Origin of the sequence: Sphingomonas sp. LC-1, from assembly GCF_025371035.1 — a bacterium.
Classification (GTDB): domain Bacteria; phylum Pseudomonadota; class Alphaproteobacteria; order Sphingomonadales; family Sphingomonadaceae; genus Sphingomonas; species Sphingomonas sanguinis_E.
Genome location: NZ_JANZXB010000035.1, coordinates 1 through 5,140, shown reverse-complemented (window position 1 = coordinate 5,140; position 5,140 = coordinate 1). Strand labels below are relative to the sequence as shown.

6 protein-coding genes, 1 tRNA gene and 2 pseudogenes are annotated in these 5,140 nt (G+C 61.9%); 6 read left to right on the top strand and 3 right to left on the bottom strand.

What is annotated here, in order from left to right:
- Nucleotides 1–46 precede the first annotated feature (46 nt).
- Both NZL82_RS19610 and NZL82_RS19605 read left to right on the top strand, forming a co-directional pair.
- A tRNA-Met gene (locus tag NZL82_RS19610) sits at nucleotides 47–123 on the top strand.
- 382 nt (nucleotides 124–505) lie between these two features.
- Nucleotides 506–697: a hypothetical protein gene (locus NZL82_RS19605; protein ID WP_261271372.1), complete on the top strand. Its 192-nt coding sequence runs from the start codon at nucleotides 506–508 to the stop codon at nucleotides 695–697.
- Nucleotides 698–709: 12 nt separating this feature from the next.
- Here NZL82_RS19605 and NZL82_RS19900 read toward each other — a convergent pair.
- The 3 genes and pseudogenes from NZL82_RS19900 to NZL82_RS19595 all read right to left on the bottom strand — a co-directional run.
- A pseudogene (locus tag NZL82_RS19900) lies at nucleotides 710–1,201 on the bottom strand (recombinase family protein); the annotation flags it as partial.
- Between the two features lie 90 nt (nucleotides 1,202–1,291).
- Nucleotides 1,292–1,750, bottom strand: coding sequence for a recombinase family protein (locus NZL82_RS19600; protein WP_261271371.1), 459 nt, complete (start codon nucleotides 1,748–1,750; stop codon nucleotides 1,292–1,294).
- Entirely contained in the window at nucleotides 1,747–1,899 is a 153-nt protein-coding gene (locus NZL82_RS19595; protein ID WP_261271370.1) for a hypothetical protein, read from the bottom strand. Before NZL82_RS19595 ends, NZL82_RS19600 begins: the two co-directional genes overlap by 4 nt.
- 91 nt (nucleotides 1,900–1,990) lie before the next feature.
- On the opposite strand from NZL82_RS19595, the gene NZL82_RS19590 reads away from it, so the two are divergent.
- The 4 genes and pseudogenes from NZL82_RS19590 to NZL82_RS19575 form a co-directional block, all read left to right on the top strand.
- Nucleotides 1,991–2,626, top strand: coding sequence for a helix-turn-helix domain-containing protein (locus NZL82_RS19590; protein ID WP_261271369.1), 636 nt, complete (start codon nucleotides 1,991–1,993; stop codon nucleotides 2,624–2,626).
- Nucleotides 2,627–3,006: 380 nt separating this feature from the next.
- Complete coding sequence (locus NZL82_RS19585) at nucleotides 3,007–4,440, top strand: hypothetical protein (protein ID WP_261271368.1); 1,434 nt, start codon at nucleotides 3,007–3,009, stop codon at nucleotides 4,438–4,440.
- Nucleotides 4,441–4,472: 32 nt separating this feature from the next.
- Nucleotides 4,473–4,967, top strand: coding sequence for a hypothetical protein (locus NZL82_RS19580; RefSeq protein ID WP_261271367.1), 495 nt, complete (start codon nucleotides 4,473–4,475; stop codon nucleotides 4,965–4,967).
- A gap of 43 nt (nucleotides 4,968–5,010) precedes the next feature.
- A pseudogene (locus tag NZL82_RS19575) lies at nucleotides 5,011–5,140 on the top strand (IS5/IS1182 family transposase); the annotation flags it as partial.

Here is a 5,140-nt window from a genome sequence, read left to right as displayed (position 1 = left end):
CGAATACAAAAACCCATTCACTTGTCCTTGCCCCTATACCCAGTGTCGCGGGGTGGAGCAGCCCGGTAGCTCGTCAGGCTCATAACCTGAAGGCCGCAGGTTCAAATCCTGCCCCCGCAACCAACGCCATAGAACTCGATACGCCGCCCTCACGGGCGGCGTTGTCGTTTATGGCGTACGCCACCAGCGACGCTACGCTGGCCACCACCTCTGCCGCGGGACCCTCCGGTTCATCCGGATAGATCGTCACGCTCTCGATAAGCCGCGACATTATCGATGCAGCCTGCCCGCGTACCGCAGGATCTTCCAGCGTGCTGCGCAGGGCGGCGATCCGCGCCCGAAACTGAGCCTGCAGAACGGATGGCGTTGGAAGCGGGGGTTGCGAAGCCACCCCTCTGTCGACGGTAGCGTTTCGCAAAATCAGGCGGGCCTTCTCCGTCTCCCGTTCGTCGATCATCTGACGCAGGGCAGGGGTCGCGATACCCGCCAGCAGATTTTCGTACAGATGGCCGAGTTCGCGCTCGAGTTGCTGCAGCCGGATCCTGGCCGTGTCAGCCTCTTGGCTGTCGATCCGGGCAAGCCGCGCGGATTCGCGCTCATATTCCGCAATGAACAGGCGTACATGGTCTTCGGTGAGCAGACGATGCTGGATAGCCGTCAGGCTTGCCTCTTCCAGGGGCCCCTTGCGGACCGATAGCCTGTTATCACAGGTGCCACGTTCCTTCTGACTGGCGCAGCGATAATAGTCCTTGCCGCTGATTGTGTAGTTGGACCCGCAGCAACTGCATCGGATCAGGCCGGATAGCAGATGCCTGTTGCGATTACCCCGGGCCACCGGCAGCGACGTGGTGGTGCGCTTGCGGGCGTTCAATTCCGCCTGCACCGCCTCGAAGTCACTATCATCGACGATGCGGAGGTCCGGGACCGCCACTTCGATCCACTCGCTGGGGTCTCGAAGCTGGTAGCGCCGTTCGCGCTTCTCCGAGTCCGGATCGCGGCGCCAGTGTCGACGCTTCCAGACAAGCCGTCCCGTATAGAGGGGGTTGTTAAGGATGCCGACCAGCTTTTTGGGGTCGCCCCGGATGGTCGAGGCATTCCATGGGCCGCCACGGGGCCCGGGAACGCCGTCAGCGTTCAGGCGGGTGGCAATCTGGATGGACGACAGGCCGCCAGCGAACCATTGATAAATTTGGCGAACCACGTCTGCCTTTGCCTCGTCGATCGCGAGCAGCCCACGGACGAGTTCGCCTTTCGCATCGAGCTGGATGACGCGCTTATAGCCATAAGCGCGTCATCCGGCGAAACGCCCTGCCAGGACCGCCGCCTCCATGCCACGTAGGGTCTTGTCGACAAGGTGTTTGAGGAAGATCGCGCCCATCAGGCCTGCAACGGCGAACTTGATCTCGTCGACCCGGCCTTCGCTGATCGTATGCAGATGGACGCGGTGATAGGGCAGTTTCTTGCCCAGCCAGGCTACGTCCTCCGCGTCACGCGCCAGCCGGTCCAGTGACTCGCATACAATGAGGTCGACCTCACCCGCCTCAACGGCTGCAAGCAATCCTTTCAGCCCAGGGCGGTCGCGCCGATAGCCTGAAATCTCAGGGTCGAGCCAAGTAGCCACGACCCTGCCACCGAGTGAATTGACGAGCGGCGCACACGCCGCAACCTGATCGTCGGACGACGTGGCCGTTTGCAGGGTGGTCGAATGTCTGCCGTACAGTGCGATGCGACGTTGGCCGGAAATGGTCATGGGGTTGGAGCCTTTTCTGTTGGGGGCCGTGCAGAGGACGCGGTGTGGCGGTGTTCCGCCGCCAGCTGCCGGGCGAGCAGCTGCACGAGTTCGGCCAACGCCTTCTCGCTTTCTGCATTTTTCACCCAGGAGATCCGCGCAATGGCCATGGGGCGGTGATAGGAAGACAGAATTTGGGCGTGCATCAACGATACACAATCGTTAGATCCTATTTCGATGGCCCACCGAAAGCCCGCCCGGATGCGCCTTCCGCCTGGCTATGCCAGGCTCAAGGACAACCTTGGCCAGATCATCCGGGCGCACCGGCTGGCCGGCGCCGGCACCGATGAGCCCCTGCCGCCCAAGGTCTTTGCACACCGCGTCGGCATAAGCCGGGTAGCGCTGTCGCGGATTGAGCATGACCGTGCCTGGCCACGCTCGGAGACGCTGGTGGCGATCATGGCCATTTTCATGATTGACTGGCCTGATGTTGCCGAGCCCGGTGTGACGCGCTCACCACCTAGGCGAGAACCTGACACGCTGCAGGATTTGCAGCGCGACAATCTTTGCCGAGCATTGAGGGCGGGGCGCATCGCATTGGGATGGCGCCTGTCGGACCTGTCGCGTTACAGCGGCATATCCGCGTCGCAGCTATCGAGGATCGAACGCGGGCAGGGAGGTAAATCTGCGGTCATTGGCTGGCACCCGGATTATCTGGCGATAGAGATACAGGACCGGGTGATCGTCTTCACCCACCCCGTCCTGGCAAATGTCGCCGGGGGCGGGGTTCGACCTATCCATCCCAGAAATGAACGACGCATCGCTCTATGCGGCAGTTTGACTACCGACCTCATGATGCCGATCGAACTGCTGAAAATCTGGTGGGAAGCGGCTTAGCCGCTTTTGGGCGAGGAGCCAGCCAAAGAGTACATTGGTTCATGAGGCCGACGATCTCAGCTACGCCCTAAGCCGATTTTACTTGCCGCCGGCCGCAAGCCCCACTTGATAAAAATGCCTCGACGCTTTCTATGCCCTTGAGCGGCATGAGCCCGATTGACAGCAGGTAGGTACGGGTTGGGATCCGCCGGTTTCGCGGAACTGGACCGCTGCTTGATTACGGGTCGCCTACAGTCCTGCCTAGCGACGTCTCGTTTGTCGGTGGCCCTCTCGCAAGGCAGTTCGCTCCGGCGAGCTTGCCTGCAACCCGGGGCGTTCGGTCCTTCTAAAATGCCGACAACGGAGGTTTCCTCCAGCTTCCCTTCTGGCTAGCATCCTACATGGGCAAGGCGGACGGCAGCTTCGATCTCTTCTCTGCACGCAAGGGGCGCAAGGTCGAGGCCGTGCTCGTCGTGACACCCTACGTCGAGCGCGAGTTCTTCGACCGCCTTCTCTCGCAGCTGCGCCCAAAGCGACTCAACGTGGTGATCGACGACGGCTGCAGATTCGAGGACGAGACCATGATCGCGGAATCTGCGGCGGCGGCGCCCCGTCGGCTCAAGTTGAGCTGTGCCTTCGGCTCGGCGCCGGGCCTAGTGCACCTCAAGCTCTTCTACGTCGTCTGGAGGACGGAGGGCGGGCGCACCGAGCGGTCGCTCGTCTTCGGCTCCGCCAATGCGACGCGGCAGGGCTTTAGCGGGTTGCTCAACGCCGAGCTGATTGCCAACTGTCGGCTGACGAAGACGAACCATTCGGGGGTGATCGCTTGGTGTGAACGCGTCATGGCCGCGACGACCGCCGGCGAGCGGACACCCGTCGAGGCGCAGCACGACCTGACGCTAGACGGCGTATCGCTGAGGCTGCCTGCGATGGTCGTGGGACCGCGGAAGGGGGCGTCGAGCAGCTTCGACCTCTGGGTGCAGCGGGGATACCTGTTGGCCACCTATCGTGCGGAGCCCGGGTTCCTTAAGGTCTCGATCCCGCTCAAGCGCGAGCTTGAACAGACTGAACAGGCAAAATTCGTAGCGGCTGTGGGCTTCGAGAAGCCGCCTTCCAAACGTCTGACGTACGCTTATGTAGGACGGGATGGCTTCCTGCCGGAGGAGGAAGAGTTTGCCGACGATGGGCGGCAGTGCGGTAACTGGCGCGGCCGCTACTTCGTTTGGACGCAGTTCGGCTTTTGGTGCTCCGAGGAATGCCACCTTAAGCACTTGGCGCTCTTCCGCCGCCGCGGGCACGACGCGCGCGAGCGGCAACTCGAGGCGCTCGGACGGCTCGCGACGCCATCGGTACTGGAGGAGGGCAGGCAGGGCTTCGTCGCCATGCTCGAGCGGCTCTGGACGGGGTTTGGGGACGAGGCCTCTAAGTTCTTGGAAGGTTCGGGCTCGCTCAATGCGGCCCACTACAGAAGGATCTACGACAAGCGTGTCGCGCGCGATCTAGAACTCGTAACCGGGCGCGAGTTCAAGGAGCGTTACCTAACTGGGTTCGAGATCGCCCAGGTACCGCGGTTCAGGACCGACCTGCGGGGCTGGCGTGAGTTTCTTGAAAGCATTGCACGGCAGATCTGCCTAGATGACGTGAAGGCTCGCCCCCAGTCGCTGCTCCTTCACGCCGTGAGGGAAGCAATCTCGAAGGTCGACCCTCGGAGCTCGGCGCTCGAGGGGGCTGGCGAGCTGATCAAGTTCCTTCAAGGCATTTGGGATGTCCGCTCCTCACGTCCAGGCAAACTCGGCAAGGCGGCCAGGATCATCGCGAACTATCATTTGCGGTGAGGGAAAATCGCCGTGTTCAGAAGCTAGTGTAGATGACCCGGGATGCTGGACAGGAGGCGAATCTGAAACTGCGCAACGGGACAAGCTTGCGAAATGAATTGAGCCATTTCGTCGAGGGGTGGCGAGATGATCTCAGCGAGGATTGGCGCTCAATGCTGAGCGACGTGGAACCGGCAGTTCGGGACGTGCAGGAAGGTCTGACGTTCTCGACGGACGAGCCCATCTTTCCCGCGCGTCGCGACCGTCCGCACGCCGCCGCGAGGCCCGATGCGCACGTATTCCGCGCCTTCGATGGCATTCAGCCCGCCGCAGTACGTTGCGTCCTTCTTGGGCAAGATCCCTACCCTAGTCTGCGGCGCGCGACGGGTCGTTCGTTCGAGCAAGGGGAGGGATCCGACTGGGCGTCGATGAAGATCTCTCAAAGCATGTGCGGTCTGTTGCAGATGATTGCAGAGCATCGCTCCGGCGATGCTGACTATCGCGGAAAGGGTGGCTTGCGACGCGCTCTTAGGGTCAGGACCTATTGATGTGAGCATCGCGATCTGATTCAGGCTCCGCAAGGAGACTGGAATGAGCGACCTGTTTTGGCTGACGGATGAGCAGATGGAGCGGCTGCGACCGTTCTTTCCCAAGAGCCATGGTAAGCCGCGCGTGGATGACCAGCGGGTGCTGAGCGGCATCGTGTTCGTCAACAAGAATG

Bases quoted from the DNA above. Each gene is read 5' to 3' on its own strand.
- NZL82_RS19600 (WP_261271371.1), bottom strand. From the start codon at position 1,750: ATGACCATTTCCGGCCAACGTCGCATCGCACTGTACGGCAGACATTCG.
- NZL82_RS19605 (WP_261271372.1), top strand. From the start codon at position 506: ATGGCCGAGTTCGCGCTCGAGTTGCTGCAGCCGGATCCTGGCCGTGTC.
- NZL82_RS19595 (WP_261271370.1), bottom strand. From the start codon at position 1,899: ATGGCCATTGCGCGGATCTCCTGGGTGAAAAATGCAGAAAGCGAGAAG.
- NZL82_RS19580 (WP_261271367.1), top strand. From the start codon at position 4,473: ATGACCCGGGATGCTGGACAGGAGGCGAATCTGAAACTGCGCAACGGG.
- NZL82_RS19585 (WP_261271368.1), top strand. From the start codon at position 3,007: ATGGGCAAGGCGGACGGCAGCTTCGATCTCTTCTCTGCACGCAAGGGG.
- NZL82_RS19590 (WP_261271369.1), top strand. From the start codon at position 1,991: ATGCGCCTTCCGCCTGGCTATGCCAGGCTCAAGGACAACCTTGGCCAG.